The organism is Alloprevotella sp. oral taxon 473 str. F0040 (genome assembly GCF_000318095.2).
Lineage (GTDB): Bacteria > Bacteroidota > Bacteroidia > Bacteroidales > Bacteroidaceae > Alloprevotella.
Window position 1 is genome coordinate 576,595 of record NZ_KB290717.1, and the last position, 22,591, is coordinate 599,185.

Genomic DNA, 22,591 nt, shown 5'->3' on the forward strand with positions numbered 1-22,591 from the left:
CCTATAGCATAGTATGACGACCTTTAATTTATCGACCTTATTAAAAGTTCTGAGACAAAAAAAGAAGATATTTTATCTCAATATTATTCTCTCTATAGTTTTCGGACTTATCGTAGCTTTCAGTATCCCCAAAACCTACACTTCCAAAGTGAGCATGGCAGCAGAATCTCAAAAAGATAGTAAACTCTCTGGGATGATGGGCAACCTTTCCTCTTTGGCAGGCATCAACTTGGGCAATAGCGAAGATGCTATCAGCCCAAACTTATATCCAGATGTAGTATCGACTAATAAGTTTCTTATCCAACTGTTGCAAACTCCCATCAAAACACATCAAAGGAAAGCCTATCCCACCTACGCTGCCTATCTAGAAACCGAAAGCCGCACACCTTGGTGGACAACAGCTATCAAAGGAACTATCAAAGGTATTAAATCTATCTTTTCGGAGAGCAAGGAGGAAGACCCCATCACGAACAAGAAGATAGACCCTAATCACCTCACGATAGAGCAAGAAACCATGGTAAAGGCCATGCAAGGTAGCATCATCTGCTCAGTAGACAAAGAGACAGACGTTATCACTATTGCTGTTTCTGACCAAGATCCTGAGGTAGCCAAACAAATAGTAGACGTTGCACAAACCAATCTACAAGAGTTCATCACTGAATACCGTACAAATAAAGCTCGCACCGACTATCACTACTACCATGGTTTGGCGCAACAACTTCAGAAAAAATACACAGCTATTCAGCATAAGTATGCTGCTTTTGCAGACTCTCACATGGACGCTTCTCTTAAGAGCGTGACCACCGTAGAAAGCGATCTAGAAAATGAAATGCAAAATGCCTTTACTGCCTACACTCAAATGAAGCAGCAAGCTAGCATGGCAGAAGCAAAGATTCAAGAACGCACTCCCGTGTTTACCATCATTGATGATGCAGCAGTGCCCAACCGTCCAACTTCTCCTAAAAAGGTGATGCTCCTCATTGCATTTCTCTTCGTAGGGATCGTAGGAACAGCAGCTTACTACTATCTTCGACTCCTCTTCTCCAAAAATCCAACAACTCAGAGTGAGGAACTTTCCATTACAAATATCACCAACAAAGACAGCACATTTTTTTCTAATAAGATGACAGAAGACGACACTCCCCCTCTTAATTCTAAAGAGTAAAATCAATTAAATCTCTGCACACTCAAGACGAATCAAGTGTAGAAAGCAAAAGAAATCCCGCAATTGTCGCCGTATCCTAATCGACAGTTAGACTATGTCAGCATTGTTTGCACCGCATCATACCTATCCCTTTCTAAAGAAAGTGGGCAATTTGATTTTTGCCCTCTTTCTTTTGGTGTTAATGCTCGATCCCTCCAATAGTGTTCTTCATCTTAAAGATAAACTATTCATTCTGTTCTTAGGCTTCAACATACTCTTTTTTCGTCCAGACTGGCGATTTTTACCACACATTCTGGGTGTTTTTTTAGTGATTACCCTGGGTTATATCTTTGCAGAAATGCAAGGAAATTCCATAGACCATGAGTATCTGAATGGAGTGTTCAAAAGTATGGCTCCCCTCACACTTCTTCTGTGGGTACGTCACTATGACGTATTGCGATTATCTATTTTTCCTGCACTAATCACCACCATTGTCATCCTCACACTCTATGCTTTAATTAGCTCGAGTCCAATCTTTGAATTTGCGCTCTTCACCTATTCGCAAGAGCACAATGAAATGGTGATGATTACCCGACGCAATTGGCTAGGCGTACAAGTGTTTGGTATGTACTATCGCTCTATTGTGAGTTTAATTCCTGTGCTTTATTGGGTTCTTTTCGCGAGTTTCACACAACAAAAAAAAACCTTTTGGCGCAAACTCGGATACACCCTCTTAGGCATCCTACTCACGATCGCTTTCTTCATCAGTGGCACACGTGCTATGATGCTCACTCCCTTGTTCATCATAGGTCTCATCAGCTACAACTGGATCAACAAGCGTCCGAAGGCGAAGTATTTCTTCTATCCTCTGTTGGTGCTAGCAGGAATAGCCTTCCTACTCTTCATTGGTCTTCTCGCCACACAAAAGGGTGATGTTTCCAACGCTATCAAGTATGGACACCTGTCCTCCTACTTAGACCTATTCAATGAACACCCTGAATATCTCTTTTGGGGACAGGGCACTGGCACGCTCTTTTATTCCGAAGGGTTTCGACGCCTCACTGCTCAAACAGAGTGGATTTACATCGAATTGCTCCGTAATTATGGACTGCTAGCTATAGCCATCCTTGCGGTGTATCTTTATCCGCTCAAAGTTCTCTTCCATCACCGAAAAGATGCTTTCAATATGGGGCTGTTTCTGACCTATTTCGCATTTTTACTCGTTGCTGGTACTAACCCATTTCTCCTCAATTCCCAAGGTATGACCGTGTTGTGGATGATGTATGCACACATCATTCACCTCCGAAAGTCCACCTCTATTCCACTTGCCTCTACCACATGATTTCAGCAACTTTCTCTCTCCTTCCCGTTGTGGTAATCTATCGTTGTCGATGGCAAGATGCACTGAGCATCCAAAGTCTGCTCTCCCATTATTCTGGAGCAATCTACATTGGTGACAATTCGCCTGCCGATTTTAAAGTAGACACAGCATCATTACCAGAACAACTGGTTTATCAGCGTACTATTAACAATCCAGGATTATCGTACCACTACAATGCTGCAGCCCACTATGCAGTAACATATGGCTACACTCACCTCTTGCTACTCGACCAAGATACGCTCTTTCCGCCACACGCATTGGAACAGTATTTGCAAATTTCAGAAAGTACCATCGTAGCTGCACCATCATTAACCACTCACACGGGAGCTTTCTCGCCTGCCACCATCGACACATGGAACATCAAGGCTGTATCCCTGCCCGCTGGCGAGCATTCCCTCTTCGATTACGCTCCCGTCAATAGCGGTCTCTGTGTGCGAGTCGAAGACTTCTTAGCAGTAGGAGGATACAACGAAAAAGTGATGCTCGACTTTGCCGACTTTCAATTCATACGCCGCATACGCCAGCGCAGCAAATATTTCCCCCTGCTGCCACTGACAGTACAACAAGATTTTTCCAACCATCAAACGCGTACAGAAGTCTTACTTCCACGCTTTCGACTCTACATCAAGAGCGCTCGGTACTGCGAATTTGAAACCACCAAAGCGAAATGGCAACATCACTATCAAGTGTTGCGCCACACCCTCGCCCTCAGCCTTCGTACACGCTCTCTTAGATTCCTCACCACTCTCTTTAAGCATTATCTATTTCAAACATGATATCTGTCTGCATAGCCACTTACAATGGTGCTTCCACCCTCCACTCACAACTAGCTTCCATTCTTCCCCAACTATCGGAAGGTGATGAAGTCATTGTGTCAGACGATGGTTCTACAGACGATACAAAACAAGTGGTAGAATCCTTTCAAAGTCCACTTATTCGTTGGGTCAAAGGTCCCTGCAATGGTTCTCTCATCAGCAATTTTGAGCATGCTTTGCAAGTGGCTAAAGGAGATTACATCTTCCTTTCAGACCAAGACGATGTGTGGATGCCCAACAAAGTGGAAGAAATGATGAAGCTCATTCGCAATGGTTACGACTGCGTCATTAGTGACTGCCATGTTACTGACCAATCATTAAATGTGGTGCATCCCTCCTTCTTTGAACTTACAGGAATGAAGGCAGGGAAATGGTACAACCTCCTGCTACACAACTACTACCTTGGTTGCTGCATGCTGTTTACCCGAAGAGTGGTCGAAAAAGCACTCCCCTTCCCCAAAGAGTTGCCGATGCACGACATCTGGATTGGCAATGTGGCTGCTTTCTTCTTCAATACTTATTTCCTCCACCAACCCCTCATTCTCTTCCGTCGTCACGGCAACAATGCATCGTGCACAGCCCAAAAGAGTCCCTACTCTCTAAAGGAAAAGTTCCTTTTCCGTCTGCGCATCTTGCTCCCTCTATTCAAACGCCTCCTCTCTTCAAAACTTCTATCACGATAAATCAGAGCTATGACCATCACTATCATCACCGCGACCTACAATAGTGCTGCAACGATTGCTGATACCCTGCAATCTGTGTTGGAACAGACCTATCAAGATTTTGAGGTTATTGTGGTGGATGGAGTGTCTTCAGACAAGACTCTTGAAATCGTTCGTTCGTTTAAACCTGCTTTTCAAGGAAAACTACGCATCGTGTCCGAACCTGATCAAGGCTTGTACGATGCAATGAATAAAGGCCTTCTCATGGCTACAGGTCATGTGGTGGGTATTCTCAATAGTGACGATTTCTTCAGCACTCCTCATAGTCTTGAATATATAGCTCAAGCCTTTGAGAATCCCTCCGTTGACGCTTGTTATGGAAATCTATATTTCGTGCAACCTCATGCACTTAAAGTTCCAGTTCGCCATTACACCGCTGGCCATTTTCGCCGCTGGATGATGCGATTAGGCTATGCTCCTCCCCACCCGACCTTCTACTGTCGCAAAGAAATTTACGAGCAACAGCCACTTTTCGATCTCAACATGAAGATTGCTGCAGACTTCGAATTGATGCTTCGTCTCATCTATGTGCAACGATTGACCACTGTCCACATCCCTCACGACCTCGTTACGATGCGCATGGGCGGTGTCTCAACAGCGGGTTGGAAGAGTTACCTGCAAGGCCTTAAAGACCGGCTGCGTGCCCTCAAGAAGAATAGAGTTTACTCCAACTTTTTCTTCCTGTTACTCCCCTATTGCTACAAGGCTTGTCAAATGCTCAAGAGTCGATTTGCACGATAATTCGAGCAACTCTTCTAGAAGAAAGATTATAGTAAGATAGAAATCTAGGTCTCTATTGTTCTTTGACTATCGACTCTTCTGGAAAAAAGTCCGAGATTTTCCCAAAAAAGTCGGAGAAGTTCTAAGAAATCTCCGACTTTTTAACTATAACTCTCCGACTTTTTCATCATATATCTCGGAGTTTTTAGAAAACCCATGAATTCTGTGGCTAATACTCTAGGCTATTGTTTTAATCATCATGTAGTATAATTGCCTAAACCACGGAACTACCTAAAAAGCTAATTCACTAAAGGCCAGTATGTTTCACTACATATTGGCCTTTCTCTTTGAAATTGTAGTAGAAGGGTGATAAAGAAAGTCTTAAGGTTTAACTGATGAGCGGAGCATCAGCATAGGGATTATCCCACCGAACACCAAGAGCAGCATCATATCCATCAAGATCTAACATACAGAGTTCGCGCTGTGTGCCAGGATCTAACACAATCTTTTCCACCCATCCTGCAGCAAGCAAAGTATTATATTGACGATGACTCACTCCGATGCGATAAGGCTGAAGTTGTCGCAACACATGACGAGAAAGAAAAGCACGATGATGCTGCAAACTATCAATGAGCGGTAACAATGATTCATCCTTCAAGATAATTTCTACCTGGTCTTGCTCATCAATGATTTTGAAATCCTTGCTAGCACTTTCAAAATCGAACTGCCAACTTTCTGCATAATCTGCTCGCCAAAGTCTAGCAGCAATGCCATGTGCATCAAAAGTTTTGATACGTTTGAAGAAACGCTCATAGTATTGTTGAATATAATCCAAGTGGCTCTCACTATAAGTTGCACCCGTGGCATGGATTAAATCTTGAGTGGCATAGACCGCCTCTTTGCGATCGCCTTGTAGTTGACCACCTTCTATAAGATCTACTACAAAAACTTCTCCGCGTTCTGCACGTTTACCCTCTCGATTGCATCGACCTCCAGCTTGAATGATTCCATCTAACCCTGTCTTAGTTCGATATACTACAGGAAAATCCAAATCTACCCCAGCCTCAATGAGTGGCGTACTCACGACTAAGGTGGGAATTTCTTGCGCCATTCGTTCTCGAATAGCTGTGATTGCCGTCTTCAAATGCGATGAACACATATTGCGAGACAGATGCAATAGCTGTTCTGGAGGGCATCCTTGCTCCAGCAATTCTAAATACAACATTGCAGCCTCTTTTCGAGTATTCACAACACACAAGCCTGAAGTGTGCTGCTTTAAACGCATAGCTATTTCTGCATAGGTCAATGATATAGGTTTTAGATGATAATGTACTCTCTCGAAAGGAGCTACCATTTCAGCTGTTATATCCACTATCGGGGATAGCCTATGTTGGAGCGCATAAAAATCTTTCACATGCTTGAAGGGACTGTTGTGATTCCGATCGAAAGAAGGCAAAGTTGCCGAGCAAAACAAACACTGGCATTGAAAGACTTCACGAAGATTATCTAGACCATGCAACATTGGATTGAGAAAGGCATTGGGAAATTGCTGCACTTCATCAAAAACAACAACAGAACGCGCCACATTATGCATTTTGCGCGTGGCAGAAACCTTGTGAGAGAAAGTGCTCTCAAAGAATCGCACATTGGTGGTGACGATAATCGGCGCATCCCAATTCTCACAAATGAGTCGATAAGGACTATAAGCCTCATCGTCAGTGGAAGAAGACGTCAATATATTTGTCTCTCGCGCAGAAGAAACTGATTCCTGAAATTCAGAATGATGTTCTAGAACATTGTGCTCTCCAAAGATTTGCTTAAACACTTGCGCGGTTTGCGTTATGATGGAAGTATAAGGAATGACATAAATAATACGTTGCAGTCCATGATGCAAAGCTGTTTCCAATGCCCACGCCATCGAAGAAAGCGTTTTCCCTCCTCCTGTAGGTAGAAATAAAGAATAATAACCCAATTCACATTGGCTTCCATGCTGCCGGCAAGTAGAAAGAAACTGCGCGCGCGCCATATTAACTGGAGTATTCGCGCTAAAGCTTCCTGTATGATCTAGCAACTTTTTCTGCAGTACAGCCATACACTCGTATGCCGCAGTAGTTTGCTGTCGCGTCTCTTGGCGCGCAGCATCCATAAACTCCTCCGTATCTAAGAAATCTGCATCAATCAAACAAGAAAAGCATAGTCGAACCATAGCTTGTGCATTACTATGGCTCGTATTATCTTGTAGATATTCCTTAATAGTTTTCCCATGTAGCTGAAGAAAATCCATCAAAATACCAAAACCAATTTTGAATTCTTCCGCACAATCCATAGTTCTCTTCCTCAACTCTTGACTGTGAAGATTGTCATCTAATTGATCATAATCGTATAACCCTCTATGATGACCACTAATCACATACGAAAGAATACCAAAGATAGCAGGAAAGTTTTGGGTTAACTTATCATATCCTGCATACGCAGCCCCTACCATACTATGTGGAGCCTTGAGAGCCATCGTTTTCTCTATAGCAACCTTCTTGAGATAGTATTGAAAATCAGGTTGTGTTTTGCCTAAATCATGCAGCAGACCTAAAAGTTCTCCAAGTGGTGCAAGTACTGGATGGCCGACATCAATGAGAAATTTTGCACAACGTTTAGCTACTCCAGCTGCATGTTCATTCAAACTTTGTATGCGACCATCTGCTGCAACATGTGCCATGATGGACGAATCGTGATAAGCAGGAAATTTCATCGTTGTTGCCATATAACTTTAAGGTAAAAACTACGTTCCCTTCCTCTTGCATACAGAGGAAGGGAACGATAAGTGAAGAATTACTCGGGACCTTGTCTGATTATGCCCTGCAAAAATGTGTTGAAAAGGTCTTTTTCAATTAGTTGAAAAGATCATCGCCGCTTGCTTTCTTCTTGGGCTTCTTCTCGCCAGAAGATTGAGTGCGATCAGTCTTTATTGTTGTACTATTCTTGTTCATCCCTGTTTTTGCACCCTGGTCCTTGACGGGTTCAGCAGTACCATTCGGGGTATTATTTACTGGTTCCTTCGGGGCGACAGGTTCGTGAGTAGGGGCTGCGGGGGGAGGAGGGTTGTCACCATGCTCTTCTGGGGAAGCTCCTATATCTTCGGAAAAATCAACAGCAGTGCTATCGTGGCTGGTGCTATCAGCATGTTGATAAAGGAAACGTCCTTCTAAGTCTGCTGGATTCACACCTTCAGGAATGCGATAACGTGCTAAATACTTCGGAGCAAGAGCAGCATCTGACAAGACTTTCTTCATGAAAAGTCCGAAGATGGGAAGTGCCGTCTTTGAACCTTGTCCTAATGCACCAGAGCGGAAGTGGATTTGACGATATTCTCCACCAACCCAAGCTCCACCAACAAGATTTGGAGTCACACCTACAAACCATGCATCGGCATGAGAGTTGGAAGTACCAGTCTTACCACCAGCATCAATGCGTTTGTTCCAGAACCATTGTCCAATATAGTTTTGGCTAGCCAAGGCTTGGGAAGTGCCGCCTGCATCGGTCATGCCAGCCCCTAAGAGAGTTTGCATATAGAAGGCTTCTTTATCGGAAAGCACGGTGCGTACTTCTTTACGCGACTCGTACACCACCTTTCCCTCACGATCTATAATGCGAGTTATCATAGTTGGTTTGACAAACTCTCCATAGTTAGCAACACTTGCATAGGCTCCTACCAACTCCATGAGGTGAACATCGCTTGGGCCAAGAGGCAATGATGGAGCATCATTGAGTTTACTCTTTATCCCCATGTCTTGCGCTGTCTTGATGACATTGGGAATACCCACTTCTTGACCTAGCTTGATAGCAATAGTATTGATACTTTGCGCAAAAGCAGCTCTGAGGGGGATGTTTGCTCCAGAAAATCTGCCATTAGCATTGTGTGGGCGCCACACACTAGGTTTACCTTGCTCATCCACCACGTTCATTTGGATATATTCATCCTTGAGTCGTGCATCAGAAGGTAACCACCCTTGCTTCATTGCCGTGGCATAGACAAATAGTTTGAAGGTGGAGCCTGGTTGATGGGTCGCTTTTACGTTGTCATGTTGCCAAGTATTGAAGTCTACGTCCCCAACATACGCTTTTACATCTCCAGTTTGAGGCTCGATAGCCACAAAACCAGCATGCATAAAGCGAAGCATATAACGCAAAGAGTCTACAGAAGTCATTTCGCGCTCTACTTTGAGATTATCGCCCGAATAACTAAAGAGCTTTACATTGTGCGGTGTATTGAGAATCTCCATCACCTTTTGGGGATCATCAGGATAACGAGCTGAAAGCATTTTGTAAGCATCTGTTTGCTTAAGCTTCTCTTGCAGGAAACCGGGAATAGGCTGGTTTTTCTCATTCACCCAAGGGTCTTGCTTTCCCCAGTGTGCATCAAAGTTGCGTTGCACAACTTTCATCTGTTCCAACATGGCTTGCTCCGCATACTTCTGCATACGGCTATCCACCGTTGTATATATCTTCAGGCCGTCCTTGTAGGGATCTAATCCTAAGTCCAGATTCTTGATTTCATCGGCCACAGCTTGTCTGAAGTAAAGAGCCTGTCCGTCATAGGCTGTCTCAACACTGAAATTGAGTTCAATGGGCTTTTCTCTCAACTCACTCAATTCAGCAGCCGACAACTTACCATGTTTATACATGTTGTCGAGGACAACATTGCGACGAAAAAGGGAATTCTTGGGATTGGTCTTGGGATTATAAGCAGATGTCGCCTTGAGCAATCCAACCAAAACAGCAGATTGTTCCGTTTTCAACTCGGCAGGCGTAGTATTAAAATAAGTCTTTGCAGCGGTCTTGATACCATAAGCATTTGACCCAAAATCTACTGTATTGGCATACATGGTGAGAATCTCTTGCTTACTACAGAACCATTCTAGTTCTGTAGCAATGATCATCTCCTTACTCTTCATGATGAGCATCTTGACACCAGGTATGTAGCCCAAAAGACCAGTTGAATACTCAGTACGAACACGAAACATATTCTTCACCAGCTGCTGGGTTATGGTTGATGCTCCGCGTGCATGGCCAGTGGCAGCATCTTTGACAGCAGCTCCTAATCCCATGAAGTCTACTCCATGGTGACTGTAGAAGCGTTCGTCCTCTGTAGAAATCAGTGCGTCAAAGAAATTAGGTGCAATTGAATCATAAGCTACAGGTGTGCGATTTTCGCTGAAAAACTTACCCAATAATTTACCATCTGCACTATATATTTCAGATGCAGCTGCTGTTTTGGGATTCATTATGGTATCTAGCGAAGGAGATTTACCAAAAAGCCAAAACAAATTGAACTGCACAGCGAGACAGTAGACTATGATAAAGACGATAAAGGAGGAGAATCCCACACCTATTTTCTTCCACCAAGGTGCATTCTTATAGAGCGAACGATACCAACGTCCGAAATCTCTACTCTTCTGCCACATCGAAATGAATGGGAAAGAGAAGCGCTGAAAGATGTTTCGTGGTTTTGAGTCCATGATTATTTGTAAAGGATATTACTTAGACACAGCAAAAATACAGCAAAGCTCAAGACAGACAAAGTATATACCTGTTTTTTTGCTGGTCATGAAAGGAATTTTCAAATAGAGAAGGGGCAAACAAGGTAAAAAAAAGCACTATAACAATAGACAAAATTCAAAAAAAGGAATATTGAATCGCTATATTTCGCAATTCGACACTTAAAATGGCCACCACCATCGCTTTGGCTTTGGAAGTGTCCCTTGTGCTATGAGATGTTGCTCTAAGGTTTTACCATTGTTGATAAGCGCATAGATAGTACTCCAGTGTGGTAAACCACCTATATTGCGATCATCTATGAAAAGATCAGCTCTAATCTTACGAGAAAAGTCACTATTAGAGCCATCTTCTTCCTCAAAATCACGATTTACAGCAAAAAAGGTTACGCCACGCTTACGGCAATACTCGACCGCATCATTAAGTAACTCCCCTTCTCGCACAGTCCAGAGGATAATCTCATGTCCGTCTGCTATGAGTTGCCGCAAAGTGGCTGTTGCAAAGGGAATTTCTTTACCAATTTCGGGATAACGATGTTCTACAATTGTACCATCAAAGTCAACGGCTATAACCATATATCGTGTGAAAAAATGAAGATTCTGAAATAAAAAGATGCAGTGAAAATGCTCTATGCTCCCTTAGATGTTACATCACTTGTCGACCTGATCGTAATATGTCCTGCGTACTACGTTTGGGGCGTTCAACAACTGGCAAAGAAAATTTCGGTACTTTACACTTAACTTTTCGTTTCTCTATCAGGCGCATAGTAGGTGCAAATGAAAAGAAGTTCCAGAAGTCGTCCTCTACGGCTTGATAAATACCTACTTCAGCAGAGAACTGCATTTCTGGCCACACAATGATGCCCAGATCTTTACGACTTACTCTATAATGCTGCCATGCGAGAGCATAGTAAACTCCACGAGAAGTACGAACTTGTTGCTGCTCTCTATCAGTAGGTATTAAATGAACACGCACATCTTTAGCAAACTGAAGATTGCGCGGCATTTGTTCTACTGATTCAAAGGGCAAATTTGAATAGAGAATCACACTTACTATGCAGCTGTCGCCTACAACTATTGAATCTCGATTGGCAGAAATTTCAGCATAAAAATCAGCTTTTACCTCTGTGCTTCTTTGCTGTCCCTGGATTTCTAGACAGCTAATCATACTGAACCATAGTAGTGCTAGAAAGAACAAGCTAACTCCATAGTACTTCTGCACTCTAACTATTAGATATCGAAAGGCGTTCATTGACATAAGCATCCAATAATTTATGACAGACCGAACGAGTAGTGATTCATACGAGAGCTATAAATCAACTTCTTGATTTACGGGTGTACATTTCTCAACTATCCTATCACACTCTACCACCCACGAAGCAGCTGATGCATCAGAAGGCATGCGCCAATCTCCACGAGGAGACAACGAACAACTACCTACTTTAGGAGCATCTGGTAGACAACTACGTTTAAACTGCTGTTGGAAAAAGCGTCGGAAAAAGACTCTCAACCAGTAAGCAATTGTTGTTTCTGAGTATACGGACACATTGCGAGATTCGTCTGTTTTGGAGAACGCCCGAACAGCTATGTTGAAAATCTTACTGGGGCGGAAACCATAGCGCAAGGTATAGTAAAGGAAAAAGTCGTGTAACTCATAGGGTCCCACCAAATCTTCTGTTTTTTGCGCAATCTGTCCTTCACTATCAGCTGGTAGTAATTCAGGGCTAATAGGTGTGTCTACGATATCTAGTAGAACCTCCTTACACCCATCCTCAATCAGGTTTTCCGCAACCCAACGCACAAGGTGCTTTACTAAAGTCTTAGGAATAGAAGCATTGACTGCATACATAGACATGTGATCACCATTATAGGTGGCCCAGCCTAGGGCTAACTCTGATAAGTCGCCAGTCCCCAATACCATACCACCAACTTGATTCGCTACATCCATGAGTATCTGAGTTCGTTCGCGAGCTTGAGCATTCTCATAAGTCACATCATGAAGATCCTCATCATGCTCTATATCTGCAAAATGTTGGCGAACGGCTGCCGCAATAGGTATCTCTCGAATAGTAACTCCTAATTGCTGCATCAGGACGAGTGCATTATTATAAGTACGATCAGTGGTGCCAAAACCAGGCATAGTGATACCAACTATCCCCCTTCGATCTAACCCTAGTAAATCAAAGGTGTGAACCGCAATGAGTAAAGCAAGAGTTGAATCAAGCCCACCACTTATACCTATTACCAGATGATGAGCATAAGTATGCTTCAAACGTTTAGCTAAACCTAGACTTTGAATGTTCAATATCTCATTACAACGTAAGCTAAGTTGTTCACCTTGTGGCACAAAAGGTAGTGGATCATAAGCTCGCAAAGAAGGTTGCTCACGAATCACCATATCTAATTCTGCCACGATATGAGAAGAAGGAGAAACCTGTTGTGCTATAGATTGAGAAAAAGAGGTATTGGTTCTACGCTCGCTACGCAACAACTCTACATCAATTTCTCCAATGAGGAGTTGAGGTTCGAGTGAGAATTGCTGTGACTCTTCTAGCAAATGTCCATTTTCTGCAATGAAAGCTCTACCTCCAAAGACAAGGTCTTGTGTACTTTCGCCAAAACCACAACCAGCATAGAGATATGCGCAATGACAGCGTGCACTCTGTCCAGTGACGAGTTGGCGCACATAGTCAGTTTTTCCAACAAGGTCATTAGAAGCACTGAGATTTAATATAATCTCAGCTCCTTCTATTGCTAATCTATTGGAAGGTGGAACAGGAGCCCAAAGGTCTTCACATATCTCAATGCCAAAGGTTATGTCATTGACACGGAACAGTTGCTGAGCACTGATTATCGTTGTTTGCCCACAAATCCTGATTTGTTCATGCCCTTGCAAAGCATAAGAAGGAGCGAACCAACGACTCTCATAGAATTCATTGTAGTTAGGCAGATAAGTCTTAGGTACTAAGCCAAACAATTTGCCATTCTGCAATACGGCAGCACAATTGAAAAGCAGACCACGATGACTTACTGGCAGTCCTACGACTACAACCAACTGAAGATTTCGGCTAAGCTCTAAAAGCTTCATAAGGGCTTGCTCAGCTTCATCCAATAGAATCTGTTGAGCAAACAAATCCTGACAAGTATAGGCTGTAAGCGAAAGCTCAGGAAAACAGAGTATTTCTACTCCTTTTCCTTCAGCCTTCACCATAAGGTTTTCTATTTCTTGAGTGTTGAAAGCCACATCAGCAACCTCTACACGAGGCAAAGCTGCTGCAACCTTTATCAATCCGTCTATCATATCTGCTGTTTGTAGAAGTCTATCTTGTATGTTGAATAGGCATAAACAAGATCTATAGCATTATCCTTAGATGACTCTATACAGAGGTCACTTGGTCTTGTTTTTTTATAGAATCGCAGCAACTCACTGATCAAGTGCTCTGCGCTTCATGGGCATACTATCTGCTATCTTCACTAAACGACGTCCCACAACTTTCTTGACATTGTTGCCACCAAGAGTTCTGTAGAAATAATTACCATCGGCAGTTTGCGTCAATTCAACATCCTGAGAATCAGATCCAATCTCGTTAGTAAAGCGTAGAATAGCCTTGCCATTTTTCACTTCTTTCTTAACTAGCATCCAAGAACCATAAATTCGTCCATCCATGTAGGCAAAGACTGGGCCGAGAAAAGCCATTCCAGGCACTATGAGTCGCTCTTTTCCTAAATCGACATGGAGGCGGAGCCCAATGTCATCATTATAGAATGTCCCTGTAAGCGTATCGCTGATAGGAACATTAATCGATGGCGAAGATCTCTTCGATTGCTCCAACGATTGTTGAGCAGAAGCACTAGGCACAATTGCCAGTAGCATTGCAAAAATAAAGAAGATACGGGGCATAGGCGTAAGTTTTAGTGCTCATGGTTGAAATTACTCTTCAACATCACTAGGAGGAGTGTCACGTAAAATGAGGGTTGTAGCACCCAAAGTGATGATGGCACCATCTTCCACATTGACACTTTCCTTCAATCCTACTAATTCATTCATATGGAAGGTACCAGTACCAGAAGGACCATCGCGAAGCACATATTTCCTTTCACCATTTCTATTCACTGAAACAGTGATATGACAATGAGTTTGATCCACACTGGGATCTACCGTCTTAAAGGCTGCATTGGCTTTTGTGCCCTTCACATGTCGGCCTACACTATTTTTACCAGGAAAAAGAGGAATTTCTTGTCGCAGATGGAAGGCATTTTCAACGACAACTAGATGACCAACTGGTAATGGCTCTTCTTCCTCACGAGTAAACTCAGGGTCAGCCTCATTGGACTGAGGCATCTTGACACCTACGCGAATTTTAAATTGTTTACGACAACTAGGACATTCAAAGACGAGAGTACGCCCTGGAGTGTAAAGGGAGTCGTCAAACAATATAGCCTCATCGCATTTTGGGCAACGAATTCGCTTCATATGATAAAATAGAAAAGTGCCACTCTCGAATGTAAACAGCATAAATGCTTTCTACATTAAAGAGGGCAAGTAATAATTCTTCGTATTTAATCCGTCCTACATACAAGACTAAGCATCTCAATATCTTGCAAAATGGGTAGATGAGAGTGATTAGCAAACTAAAGCGGACTATTTTCTTTAAGCACCCATGAATCTGCAAAAGATTCAGACTGCGCGCGCATTTGATTGAGATGCTTATGCGCCTCATCGTAGCTATTAAAACGCCCAACGACTACTCGCACCATATTGTGGCGTTGCGCCACACGAGCCTCAGCTATCCCTGTGCTCTGTAGTTGTTGCACAAGTTTCTGCGCACCAGATAAAGGTACCTGACTTGCGATTACGAGTGTATATTGGACAGATTCAGAATGTACCTCAGCATTCTGCAACTGATGTTGCTCCTTTGTTGTTGAGAGTGCTACTTTCTCATCTTTCTCAACTCGCATCAATTCTTGCACACTAATACTTCCAGTATCAGCTGGTTGAGGTTGAAAGTGCAACTGATAATCCAACTTTTGCTCTGGAGAAGCGGTGACATGCCCCAGCACATTCGCTATTTGATCAAACATCTGTGCCTCATTGGCTTGAGTGCTTGCATGACGATTCAGAGGGGCAGCCCAAACAAAGTAGAAAACGATGGCTACAGCTGCCGCTGCAACAGAACGCAACATTGACTTGCTTACACGGAACGTATAACTATCTTTTAGGGATTGCAATGAGGCAACGCTCTTTACGTTCTCTTTCTTATACAACTTTTGAAGGGGAAGTGCAGAAAGACCAAATAAATGTGGCACTTCTATACCTCCTAGCACTGGTGTAAACTCATACGTACCCGATATACCAAGTCTAAAAGTACCTACATTAAACAATGTCACTTCTTTTCGCGTACGAAGAGATTCACGCAATTGATGCACACAGAGTCGAATGTCATGAATGGCTTCATCATAGGAAGTCTGGTTGGCCACCATAAAGGATTGAGCCAACACTCCATCATCCGCTTGGAGCAAGGGATTAAACCCAACTTGATAGCTTGGTGCAACAAAAGCTCCCGCTACTTCATCGAAGTATGCAGGACAATATTGTGTAACAAATCCACCTAATTCAGGGACTATCACACAATTATGCTCTAGAAGCAATCGGCTAATATGTAAGTTGAGGTCATTCATTAGTGCAAAGTTACGCTTTCAGCCTCACATTTCAAAGTTTTTGAAAGGCTTTTTTAGACTCAAATTTTGGTATACTTAAAGCAATAGGATGAAGCTCTTTCAAATACAACACACAACTATTTGAGCACTTGATAGATGCATTTTTCATAACTGACAAAGGAATCTTTCATCAAACGAAGATTTCAACAATTTACTATAGCCTTTTACCTGTTTACCTTCACGCTCTAAAAGAAAATTATCTACTGATAACAACAAATAGCATTATACGAGAAACCGAATCTTCACACATCTATAAAAGCACTTTGCCATGGTAGCTTTATACAACTCGGACTTTTTCGATAATATCTCGGACTTTTCTGAAGAAAAGTCTGAGACTTTGCAAAAGAGCTCGGAGATTTTCTCGAAACAATAGGAGAAACTACATCAAACTACAGGAATTAACTTCCTGCTTGCACACACTGTCTGACCATTACGCAAAAAAAGAAATTCAATTATTGGAGAAGCGACCTCAAAATGGTACCTTTGCTGTATAAAACTCCAAGCAACTTACATAGATTTGCCTTGGTTTAGCATGCTATTCACTTTTGTCTATGAGGCTTTATGCTAAAAATATGCTCCCCACATACCAAGATTTTTAATATTCACAAACTCCTCACCTATAAACAAAAATAACGGGATACTTATACAAGCATCCCAATATCAAAACTAAGAGTGTTATGCACAGATAGCCAAACAAAATTAAGTTTGAATTCTAATATTCACTATCCGTTTCTGACTCCCAAAACGAAGAAGAAGGTTCATCAAGATTGCGAGTAAAGATTTGATTAGTATTATCAATTACTTTCTCATTATCAACTCTCAATGTCTTACTGCCAGCAATTATGCCTTCAGCTTGCATAGAAATAAACTCTATTTGGGGAGAACTATATTTTCTTCTAGACATAATCATGCATTTTTTCTGATTATAGAAACATTAGTGTACTATTATATAATACAAAGATAAATACAATCTTTGAAAACCACAAATTTAGAAGCACTTTTTCATATGCACACTTGAATTGTGCGTAGGAAATTTAAGTAGACTTGACAAGACAACCTTTTAGATAAATCTATCTATCGACATCATACCAATCATAAACTCATCATGATTATCACAACAACCAATCTACCCAGTCATCTACAAAAAGCATCAATTACCACTCCATGGGGCAAAGCTTGGATCGTGGGGAATGGAGAAACACTCTCTGGTTGGTGGTTTGAACATCAGAACCACGCACCTAATCGACAACTGGGATGGCAAGAGGTTAATCCGTCAAAGATTCCTGTTAAACAGAAGAACCCGAGCACACCTTTATGGGAAACAGTACAAGAAGCCCCTTTTATAAGCCTGACACTTCAATGGTTAGAATGCTATATTGAAGGACACGCCAAGACATCACCCCCTATACATTTATATGGTAGCCCATTTATGGTAACCGTGTGGACAACTTTACTTGACATTCCTTGGGGCAAGACCTGGAGCTATGCCCAGTTAGCAAAAGCAGTATTCCAACGATTAGAGTCAGAACAACAGCTAAACTCTGTAAATCAATGTGCACCATTAGTAAAGACAGATATGTCTCCCCTATTCACTCGTTCCGTAGCTTCGGCAGTAGGGCGTAATCCCATATCTGTCATTATTCCTTGCCATCGAGTAGTTGGAACTTCAGGACAGTTGTGCGGATATGCAGGAGGCGTAGAGCGTAAAATCGCTCTCTTGAAACACGAAGGAGCAATACTGCTATAACGCCTATATAAATAAAAGGTCGAGATAACATAATCTCGACCTTTATTTCAGTATTGAATCAAATTATTCATTAGGAAAAAGCCCAAAAAGTTCGGAGTCGATGCGATCCGTAATTTGTCTAAATGCAGCTCTATCACTTTCAAATTTAAGGGTATCTCCTTCTATGATTAGTAAACGACCTTTGTAGTTCGAAATCCATCCTTCATAAAGCTCATTCAACCCTTGAAGGTAATCTATGCGCATAGTCTTTTCAAAATCACGGCCGCGCTTCTCAATTTGAGACACAAGATTAGGTATAGAAGAGCGAATATAGATCATCAAATCAGGAAGTTCAACAAGCGACATCATGAGTTCAAAGAGATCGGTGTAGTTGTCAAAATCTCGATCACTCATCATGCCCATGCGATGGAGATTGGGTGCAAAAATTTTAGCATCTTCAAAGATGGTGCGGTCTTGAATAATGGCATCATCAGTACGGCCTATCGACACCACATCCTTAAAACGCTTGTTGAGAAAATAGATTTGCAGATTGAAAGACCATCGACTCATATCTTGATAAAAATCTTCAAGATAAGGATTATAATCCACAGGCTCAAAAAGAGGTTTCCAATCGTAGTGTTTTGCCAACATTTTAGTGAGTGTGGTCTTTCCACTACCAATATTACCAGCTATAGCGATATGCATATTATAGACGAATACTTTTAGAAATTAGAATATAGGTTAGTCAGTAATTGTGAGTCGTCTTTGACTCATGCACAGACCTAAATGATCATCTTAAATGTAATCAATGAATAAGCCACTTAAACCAATTGATTAGACCGTTCATCAGGAAAAAGTCCGAAAAGCTCAGCATCTATTCGATCGATGATACCTGCAAAGTCAGTGGGATTTTGCAAGAAATCTAGATTATCGACATCAATTACCAATACTTTGCCTGGATATTTCTCAACCACGAAACTTTCATAACGGCGATTTAGATTTTCCAAATATGCTATTGGAATGCTTTGCTCATAGTCACGACCTCGACGACGGATATTCTCAACCAAATGCGGTACAGATGCACGAAGGTAAACTAATAGATCAGGAGCATCAACCAAGGAAGTCATAATATCAAACAACTCCATATAGGTATCGAAATCACGTTCATCGAGATTCCCCATATCTTTATTATTAGCAGAGAAAATATGAACTCCTTCAAAAATACTACGGTCTTGCACAATAGTCTTACCTGACTGCGCAATATCTAAAACATCCTTGAAACGCTCTTTCAAAAAGAAGACTTCTAAATTGAAAGCCCATCGCTTCATGTCTTTGTAAAAAAGGTCTAGGTAAGGATTCTCAGCCACCGTTTCGTACTTGGGTAACCAGCCATAATGTTTAGCTAATAAAGTGGTGAGAGTGGTTTTTCCACTACCGATATTTCCTGAAATAGCAATGTGCATACTCTATTATATAATGAGGACAGATAGCATAGTTTTTACTGATACGATGAAGACGAAGTTATAGTGAAAATAGGATCTTCATCGGAGCCTGAATCTATCGAATGCAAATCTTCTGAGGAAGTTAGTTTCTCGCTGTTTTCCGAATTATCATAATTCACTTTTTCTTCTGAAGCTAAACTATTTAAAAGTTCTTCTTGTTGGCCTACATCTGCCTTGGGCAAAGCTACCTTGCGAGCAGAATCTTCTTTTGCCCCTAACTGAACTAAACGATTGGCAGCATTGACAATGCTTTGACCAGAGGGAGATAGTAAAGTTTTAACAGCATCAAATTTCTTTTGTGCTTTACCCAAATAGTCTTCAACCTCCGTAAATCTCTGACAAAAAAGCTGCACTCGGCTCACCATCTTATTCGCTTCTTCTACTATCTTTTGTTGATTTTCTACTTGACGTTGATGAGTCCATGACATCTCTAACACTCGCAGTAGAGCATAGAGATTCTGACTACTTGTTATAAAAACTCCTTTATCATAGGCTTCCCGCCAAAGCGTAGGAGCAGCACCGAGTGCAAGGCTGAGCGCACTTTCACTAAACATATACATCACCACAAAGTCTAGTCGTTGACGCCCCGCTCTACCGTATTGCGCATAACTCTTATTGGAGAGTTCTTTGACATGGGCACGCACAGAGGCTATGTGTCTCTGCAATGCTTCAGACTTCTCTATTTCATCAGTAGCACTATAATAGTCTTCAAAAGCCCTAAGTGAGACTTTTGAATCTATTACAACTTCACGTTCGTCGGGAAAATGAAGAACAACATCAGGAATCATTCTCTTCCCCGTTTCATCATGTTTGATTGGGCGACCACTTGCATCACGCAAGGTTATTTGTTCTTCAAACTGCACTCCCTCTTCTAGCCCCATACTTTCTAGCAAAGTTCGTAGACGAAGCTCTCCAAAGTTACCTTGTGTTTTATTCTCACCTGTTAAGGCAGCAGCCAGACGATCAGCACGTTCACCTACCAACTGAGTTTGCATTAGCGTGGCTTTTATGCTTTCATCTAAACGAAGCATCGTCTCTTGTTGAGTTTTATTGGTCATCTCCACTCGCTCTTGCATCTGTTGGAGCCCATTACGCAACGGATCTATAACCGACGATAGTTGATTTTTATTCTCCTCCGTCAGTTGCTGACTCCTTTCACGAAGCAAACGCTCTGTTTGCCCCGTCAACTCATTCCGCACCGTAGCAAGTTGCTGCTGAAACAGCTGCTGCTGCTGCTCAGCATTAATTTGTGCACTTCTACGCACTTCTTCGATTTGACGTTGATAAATCACATGAGTTTCACTCATTGATTTACGAGCACCTACATAACCAAGCACGAGGCCTATGATAAGAGCCAGTATGACAAAGAGAAGAGACCACATAGAATTAAATCGAGTAAACGTTTATCAAAAGGTTGAATAGGCATTACCAAGCGAGAATACAGCTTATATCAACCGTCTTTCTCTAACTCAGATGCAAATTTACGGAAAATCACTGAAAAATGTTGGTTGCATCTGATTTTCTTTCTAAATTCGCTTTTCGTAATTTGTTTTCGTAACCTAAACAGATGAACTTTTTCATCCTAATACAATATAGGTCTTATAAGAAACTCCTATGCAACAAGAATTGATTCTCATCCGTATCACAGGCGAAGATCGTCCAGGACTCACAGCGGGGTTCATGGCCATTATGGCCAAATATGATGTAGACATCCTCGACATAGGACAAGCCGACATTCACTCCACCCTCTCATTGGGCATTCTGATCCAAACTCCTGCTGCAACTTCCGGACAAGTGATGAAAGAAGTGCTCTTTAAAGCCACGGAACTCAATGTCAATGTGCGATTCTATCCCATCGAGGAAAATGAATACAACCATTGGGTAGCTGCGCAAGGTAAGCACCGTTATATTTTGACCGTGCTAGCAAGACACCTCACCGCACGACAAATGGAAGCAGTAAGCTTACTTGTGGCCAACCAAGGTATGAACATCGATGGCATCCATCGGTTAACAGGACGTGTCCCATTAGTACAACCCGAAGAACATGCGGTGCGCGCCTGTGTAGAGTTTTCCCTCCGTGGCACTCCCAACAATCGTGAACACATGCAAGCCGAGCTGCTACGTTTGTGCAGTGAATTAGAGATGGACTGCTCTTTCCAACACGACAATATGTATCGACGTATGCGGCGACTCATTTGCTTTGACATGGATTCAACCTTGATTCAAGCTGAATGTATCGACGAATTAGCCGAGAGAGCAGGTGTGGGTGAACAAGTACGCGCCATCACAGAAGCAGCCATGCGTGGCGAAATTGACTTCAAGGAGAGCTTTACACAACGTGTAGCTTTGTTGAAAGGATTAGATGCTAGCATCATGGCAGATATAGCAGAAAAACTTCCACTAACAGAGGGTGTAGAACGCTTAATGTCTGTTCTGAAACGCTACGGCTATAAAATAGCAATCTTAAGCGGTGGGTTTACTTTCTTCGGAAAACACCTTGCTCGTCGCTTTGGCATTGACTATGTATATGCTAATGAACTAGAAGTAGATGAGAATAATCATCTTACAGGAAGATTTGTAGGTGACGTTGTTGATGGTAAACGTAAAGCTGAACTACTTCGCCTTATTGCACAAGTAGAAAAGGTTGATTTAGAGCAAACCATAGCTGTGGGAGATGGAGCCAACGATTTACCCATGCTCTCAACAGCAGGTCTGGGCATAGCTTTTCATGCTAAACCTCGTGTCGTTGCCAATGCTCGCCAAAGCATCAACACCGTAGGACTAGATGGAGTGCTTTATTTCTTAGGCTTCAAAGACTCCTACTTACAAGACTGAACAAATGGAATCTTTAAAAGAACCTTTACGATAAACTAGACCATCATTATCTCTCTGTGACAAGAGAACTGACATTGATGCACATGGAGTCGTACTACATGAACTGCTGGTCATGGTACTGACGTGAGGATGCGTACATTGTATATCTCCTCTGTTAATAGTACGTCGCCGTCGTACATTCAAATTGTCTGTTTGTTGTAACTTTTCTATAAAAACATTTGGTAGTTTCGAGAAAACATTGTACTTTTGCACTCGCAATCGGGCAAGCAAACAACTTGCAAACTCGAAAACGCTCTTTTTAGTTCAGCCTACCCCCCTTAGAGCTGATTAAAACTTAAAGCTGCGTGCGAAGAATGGAGAGGTGGCGGAATTGGTAGACGCGCTACTTTGAGGGGGTAGTGTCAATTGCGACGTGGGAGTTCGAGTCTCCTCCTCTTCACATTCTGCGGAAATAGCTCAGTTGGTAGAGCACAACCTTG

The 22,591-nt window shown here is 42.2% G+C and carries 19 protein-coding genes and 2 tRNA genes (1 of these 21 cut by a window edge); 9 read left to right on the forward strand and 12 right to left on the reverse strand.

Annotation, left to right across the window (positions count from 1 at the left end; all coding sequences use genetic code 11):
* Positions 1-13: 13 nt before the first annotated feature.
* The 5 genes from HMPREF9999_RS08000 (at position 14) to HMPREF9999_RS08020 (ending at position 4,803) form a co-directional block, all read left to right on the forward strand.
* On the forward strand, positions 14-1,165 hold the full coding sequence (locus HMPREF9999_RS08000) for a GNVR domain-containing protein (RefSeq protein ID WP_009752213.1): 1,152 nt from the start codon (positions 14-16) through the stop codon (positions 1,163-1,165).
* A gap of 337 nt (positions 1,166-1,502) precedes the next feature.
* On the forward strand, positions 1,503-2,486 hold the full coding sequence (locus tag HMPREF9999_RS08005; RefSeq protein ID WP_157049637.1) for a ligase: 984 nt from the start codon (positions 1,503-1,505) through the stop codon (positions 2,484-2,486).
* Positions 2,483-3,301, forward strand: a complete 819-nt coding sequence (locus HMPREF9999_RS08010; protein ID WP_009752215.1) for a hypothetical protein — start codon at positions 2,483-2,485, stop codon at positions 3,299-3,301. Before HMPREF9999_RS08005 ends, HMPREF9999_RS08010 begins: the two co-directional genes overlap by 4 nt.
* Positions 3,298-4,023 (forward strand): glycosyltransferase family 2 protein, encoded by a 726-nt coding sequence (locus HMPREF9999_RS08015; RefSeq protein ID WP_009752216.1) that lies wholly within the window; start codon positions 3,298-3,300, stop codon positions 4,021-4,023. The genes HMPREF9999_RS08010 and HMPREF9999_RS08015 overlap by 4 nt, the downstream gene beginning before the upstream one ends.
* 9 nt (positions 4,024-4,032) lie before the next feature.
* Positions 4,033-4,803, forward strand: a complete 771-nt coding sequence (locus HMPREF9999_RS08020; protein ID WP_009752217.1) for a glycosyltransferase family 2 protein — start codon at positions 4,033-4,035, stop codon at positions 4,801-4,803.
* A 367-nt stretch (positions 4,804-5,170) separates the two neighbouring features.
* Here the strand turns inward: HMPREF9999_RS08020 and cas3 are convergent, their stop codons facing one another.
* From cas3 to HMPREF9999_RS10495, 9 genes are all read right to left on the reverse strand, one after another.
* Complete coding sequence (cas3, locus tag HMPREF9999_RS08025; RefSeq protein WP_198144636.1) at positions 5,171-7,528, reverse strand: CRISPR-associated helicase Cas3'; 2,358 nt, start codon at positions 7,526-7,528, stop codon at positions 5,171-5,173.
* A gap of 139 nt (positions 7,529-7,667) precedes the next feature.
* A complete protein-coding gene (locus HMPREF9999_RS08030) occupies positions 7,668-10,241 on the reverse strand; it encodes a transglycosylase domain-containing protein (protein WP_009752220.1) in 2,574 nt (857 codons plus the stop codon).
* 255 nt (positions 10,242-10,496) lie between these two features.
* Positions 10,497-10,907 carry a BT0820 family HAD-type phosphatase gene (locus HMPREF9999_RS08035; RefSeq protein WP_009752221.1) on the reverse strand — a complete coding sequence of 137 codons (411 nt, stop codon included), beginning with the start codon at positions 10,905-10,907 and terminating at the stop codon, positions 10,497-10,499.
* A 70-nt stretch (positions 10,908-10,977) separates the two neighbouring features.
* Positions 10,978-11,499 (reverse strand): hypothetical protein, encoded by a 522-nt coding sequence (locus HMPREF9999_RS08040; protein ID WP_157049638.1) that lies wholly within the window; start codon positions 11,497-11,499, stop codon positions 10,978-10,980.
* Positions 11,500-11,640: 141 nt separating this feature from the next.
* Complete coding sequence (locus HMPREF9999_RS08045) at positions 11,641-13,632, reverse strand: NAD(+) synthase (RefSeq protein ID WP_009752223.1); 1,992 nt, start codon at positions 13,630-13,632, stop codon at positions 11,641-11,643.
* A gap of 123 nt (positions 13,633-13,755) precedes the next feature.
* A complete protein-coding gene (locus HMPREF9999_RS08050) occupies positions 13,756-14,232 on the reverse strand; it encodes a hypothetical protein (RefSeq protein WP_009752225.1) in 477 nt (158 codons plus the stop codon).
* A 30-nt stretch (positions 14,233-14,262) separates the two neighbouring features.
* Complete coding sequence (locus tag HMPREF9999_RS08055) at positions 14,263-14,805, reverse strand: FHA domain-containing protein (RefSeq protein ID WP_044063284.1); 543 nt, start codon at positions 14,803-14,805, stop codon at positions 14,263-14,265.
* A 158-nt stretch (positions 14,806-14,963) separates the two neighbouring features.
* A complete protein-coding gene (locus HMPREF9999_RS10015; RefSeq protein WP_009752227.1) occupies positions 14,964-16,010 on the reverse strand; it encodes an SPOR domain-containing protein in 1,047 nt (348 codons plus the stop codon).
* 751 nt (positions 16,011-16,761) lie between these two features.
* Positions 16,762-16,953 (reverse strand): hypothetical protein, encoded by a 192-nt coding sequence (locus HMPREF9999_RS10495; RefSeq protein ID WP_157049639.1) that lies wholly within the window; start codon positions 16,951-16,953, stop codon positions 16,762-16,764.
* A 201-nt stretch (positions 16,954-17,154) separates the two neighbouring features.
* Between HMPREF9999_RS10495 and HMPREF9999_RS10020 the strand changes: the two genes are divergently transcribed.
* On the forward strand, positions 17,155-17,796 hold the full coding sequence (locus HMPREF9999_RS10020; RefSeq protein ID WP_009752229.1) for a methylated-DNA--[protein]-cysteine S-methyltransferase: 642 nt from the start codon (positions 17,155-17,157) through the stop codon (positions 17,794-17,796).
* Between the two features lie 63 nt (positions 17,797-17,859).
* Here the strand turns inward: HMPREF9999_RS10020 and HMPREF9999_RS08070 are convergent, their stop codons facing one another.
* From HMPREF9999_RS08070 to HMPREF9999_RS08080, 3 genes are all read right to left on the reverse strand, one after another.
* Positions 17,860-18,480 (reverse strand): deoxynucleoside kinase, encoded by a 621-nt coding sequence (locus tag HMPREF9999_RS08070; RefSeq protein ID WP_009752230.1) that lies wholly within the window; start codon positions 18,478-18,480, stop codon positions 17,860-17,862.
* Between the two features lie 116 nt (positions 18,481-18,596).
* Positions 18,597-19,238, reverse strand: coding sequence for a deoxynucleoside kinase (locus HMPREF9999_RS08075; protein WP_009752231.1), 642 nt, complete (start codon positions 19,236-19,238; stop codon positions 18,597-18,599).
* A gap of 35 nt (positions 19,239-19,273) precedes the next feature.
* Positions 19,274-20,659: a DNA recombination protein RmuC gene (locus HMPREF9999_RS08080; protein ID WP_009752232.1), complete on the reverse strand. Its 1,386-nt coding sequence runs from the start codon at positions 20,657-20,659 to the stop codon at positions 19,274-19,276.
* Positions 20,660-20,891: 232 nt separating this feature from the next.
* Here HMPREF9999_RS08080 and serB point away from each other — a divergent pair, with 232 nt between their 5' ends.
* From serB to HMPREF9999_RS08095, 3 genes are all read left to right on the forward strand, one after another.
* A complete protein-coding gene (gene serB, locus HMPREF9999_RS08085; protein ID WP_009752233.1) occupies positions 20,892-22,112 on the forward strand; it encodes a phosphoserine phosphatase SerB in 1,221 nt (406 codons plus the stop codon).
* Positions 22,113-22,467: 355 nt separating this feature from the next.
* Positions 22,468-22,551 (forward strand) — tRNA-Leu (locus tag HMPREF9999_RS08090).
* A gap of 6 nt (positions 22,552-22,557) precedes the next feature.
* Positions 22,558-22,591, forward strand: a tRNA-OTHER gene (locus HMPREF9999_RS08095); it runs 52 nt beyond the window's last position.

What these genes read in the sequence shown, in the direction of transcription:
- HMPREF9999_RS08000 (WP_009752213.1), top strand. Translation starts at nt 14, where the DNA reads ATGACGACCTTTAATTTATCGACCTTATTAAAAGTTCTGAGACAAAAA.
- HMPREF9999_RS08005 (WP_157049637.1), top strand. Translation starts at nt 1,503, where the DNA reads ATGCAAGGAAATTCCATAGACCATGAGTATCTGAATGGAGTGTTCAAA.
- HMPREF9999_RS08010 (WP_009752215.1), top strand. Translation starts at nt 2,483, where the DNA reads ATGATTTCAGCAACTTTCTCTCTCCTTCCCGTTGTGGTAATCTATCGT.
- HMPREF9999_RS08015 (WP_009752216.1), top strand. Translation starts at nt 3,298, where the DNA reads ATGATATCTGTCTGCATAGCCACTTACAATGGTGCTTCCACCCTCCAC.
- HMPREF9999_RS08020 (WP_009752217.1), top strand. Translation starts at nt 4,033, where the DNA reads ATGACCATCACTATCATCACCGCGACCTACAATAGTGCTGCAACGATT.
- cas3 (WP_198144636.1), bottom strand. Translation starts at nt 7,528, where the DNA reads ATGAAATTTCCTGCTTATCACGATTCGTCCATCATGGCACATGTTGCA.
- HMPREF9999_RS08030 (WP_009752220.1), bottom strand. Translation starts at nt 10,241, where the DNA reads ATGTGGCAGAAGAGTAGAGATTTCGGACGTTGGTATCGTTCGCTCTAT.
- HMPREF9999_RS08035 (WP_009752221.1), bottom strand. Translation starts at nt 10,907, where the DNA reads ATGGTTATAGCCGTTGACTTTGATGGTACAATTGTAGAACATCGTTAT.
- HMPREF9999_RS08040 (WP_157049638.1), bottom strand. Translation starts at nt 11,499, where the DNA reads ATGATTAGCTGTCTAGAAATCCAGGGACAGCAAAGAAGCACAGAGGTA.
- HMPREF9999_RS08045 (WP_009752223.1), bottom strand. Translation starts at nt 13,632, where the DNA reads ATGATAGACGGATTGATAAAGGTTGCAGCAGCTTTGCCTCGTGTAGAG.
- HMPREF9999_RS08050 (WP_009752225.1), bottom strand. Translation starts at nt 14,232, where the DNA reads ATGCCCCGTATCTTCTTTATTTTTGCAATGCTACTGGCAATTGTGCCT.
- HMPREF9999_RS08055 (WP_044063284.1), bottom strand. Translation starts at nt 14,805, where the DNA reads ATGAAGCGAATTCGTTGCCCAAAATGCGATGAGGCTATATTGTTTGAC.
- HMPREF9999_RS10015 (WP_009752227.1), bottom strand. Translation starts at nt 16,010, where the DNA reads ATGAATGACCTCAACTTACATATTAGCCGATTGCTTCTAGAGCATAAT.
- HMPREF9999_RS10495 (WP_157049639.1), bottom strand. Translation starts at nt 16,953, where the DNA reads ATGTCTAGAAGAAAATATAGTTCTCCCCAAATAGAGTTTATTTCTATG.
- HMPREF9999_RS10020 (WP_009752229.1), top strand. Translation starts at nt 17,155, where the DNA reads ATGATTATCACAACAACCAATCTACCCAGTCATCTACAAAAAGCATCA.
- HMPREF9999_RS08070 (WP_009752230.1), bottom strand. Translation starts at nt 18,480, where the DNA reads ATGCATATCGCTATAGCTGGTAATATTGGTAGTGGAAAGACCACACTC.
- HMPREF9999_RS08075 (WP_009752231.1), bottom strand. Translation starts at nt 19,238, where the DNA reads ATGCACATTGCTATTTCAGGAAATATCGGTAGTGGAAAAACCACTCTC.
- HMPREF9999_RS08080 (WP_009752232.1), bottom strand. Translation starts at nt 20,659, where the DNA reads ATGTGGTCTCTTCTCTTTGTCATACTGGCTCTTATCATAGGCCTCGTG.
- serB (WP_009752233.1), top strand. Translation starts at nt 20,892, where the DNA reads ATGCAACAAGAATTGATTCTCATCCGTATCACAGGCGAAGATCGTCCA.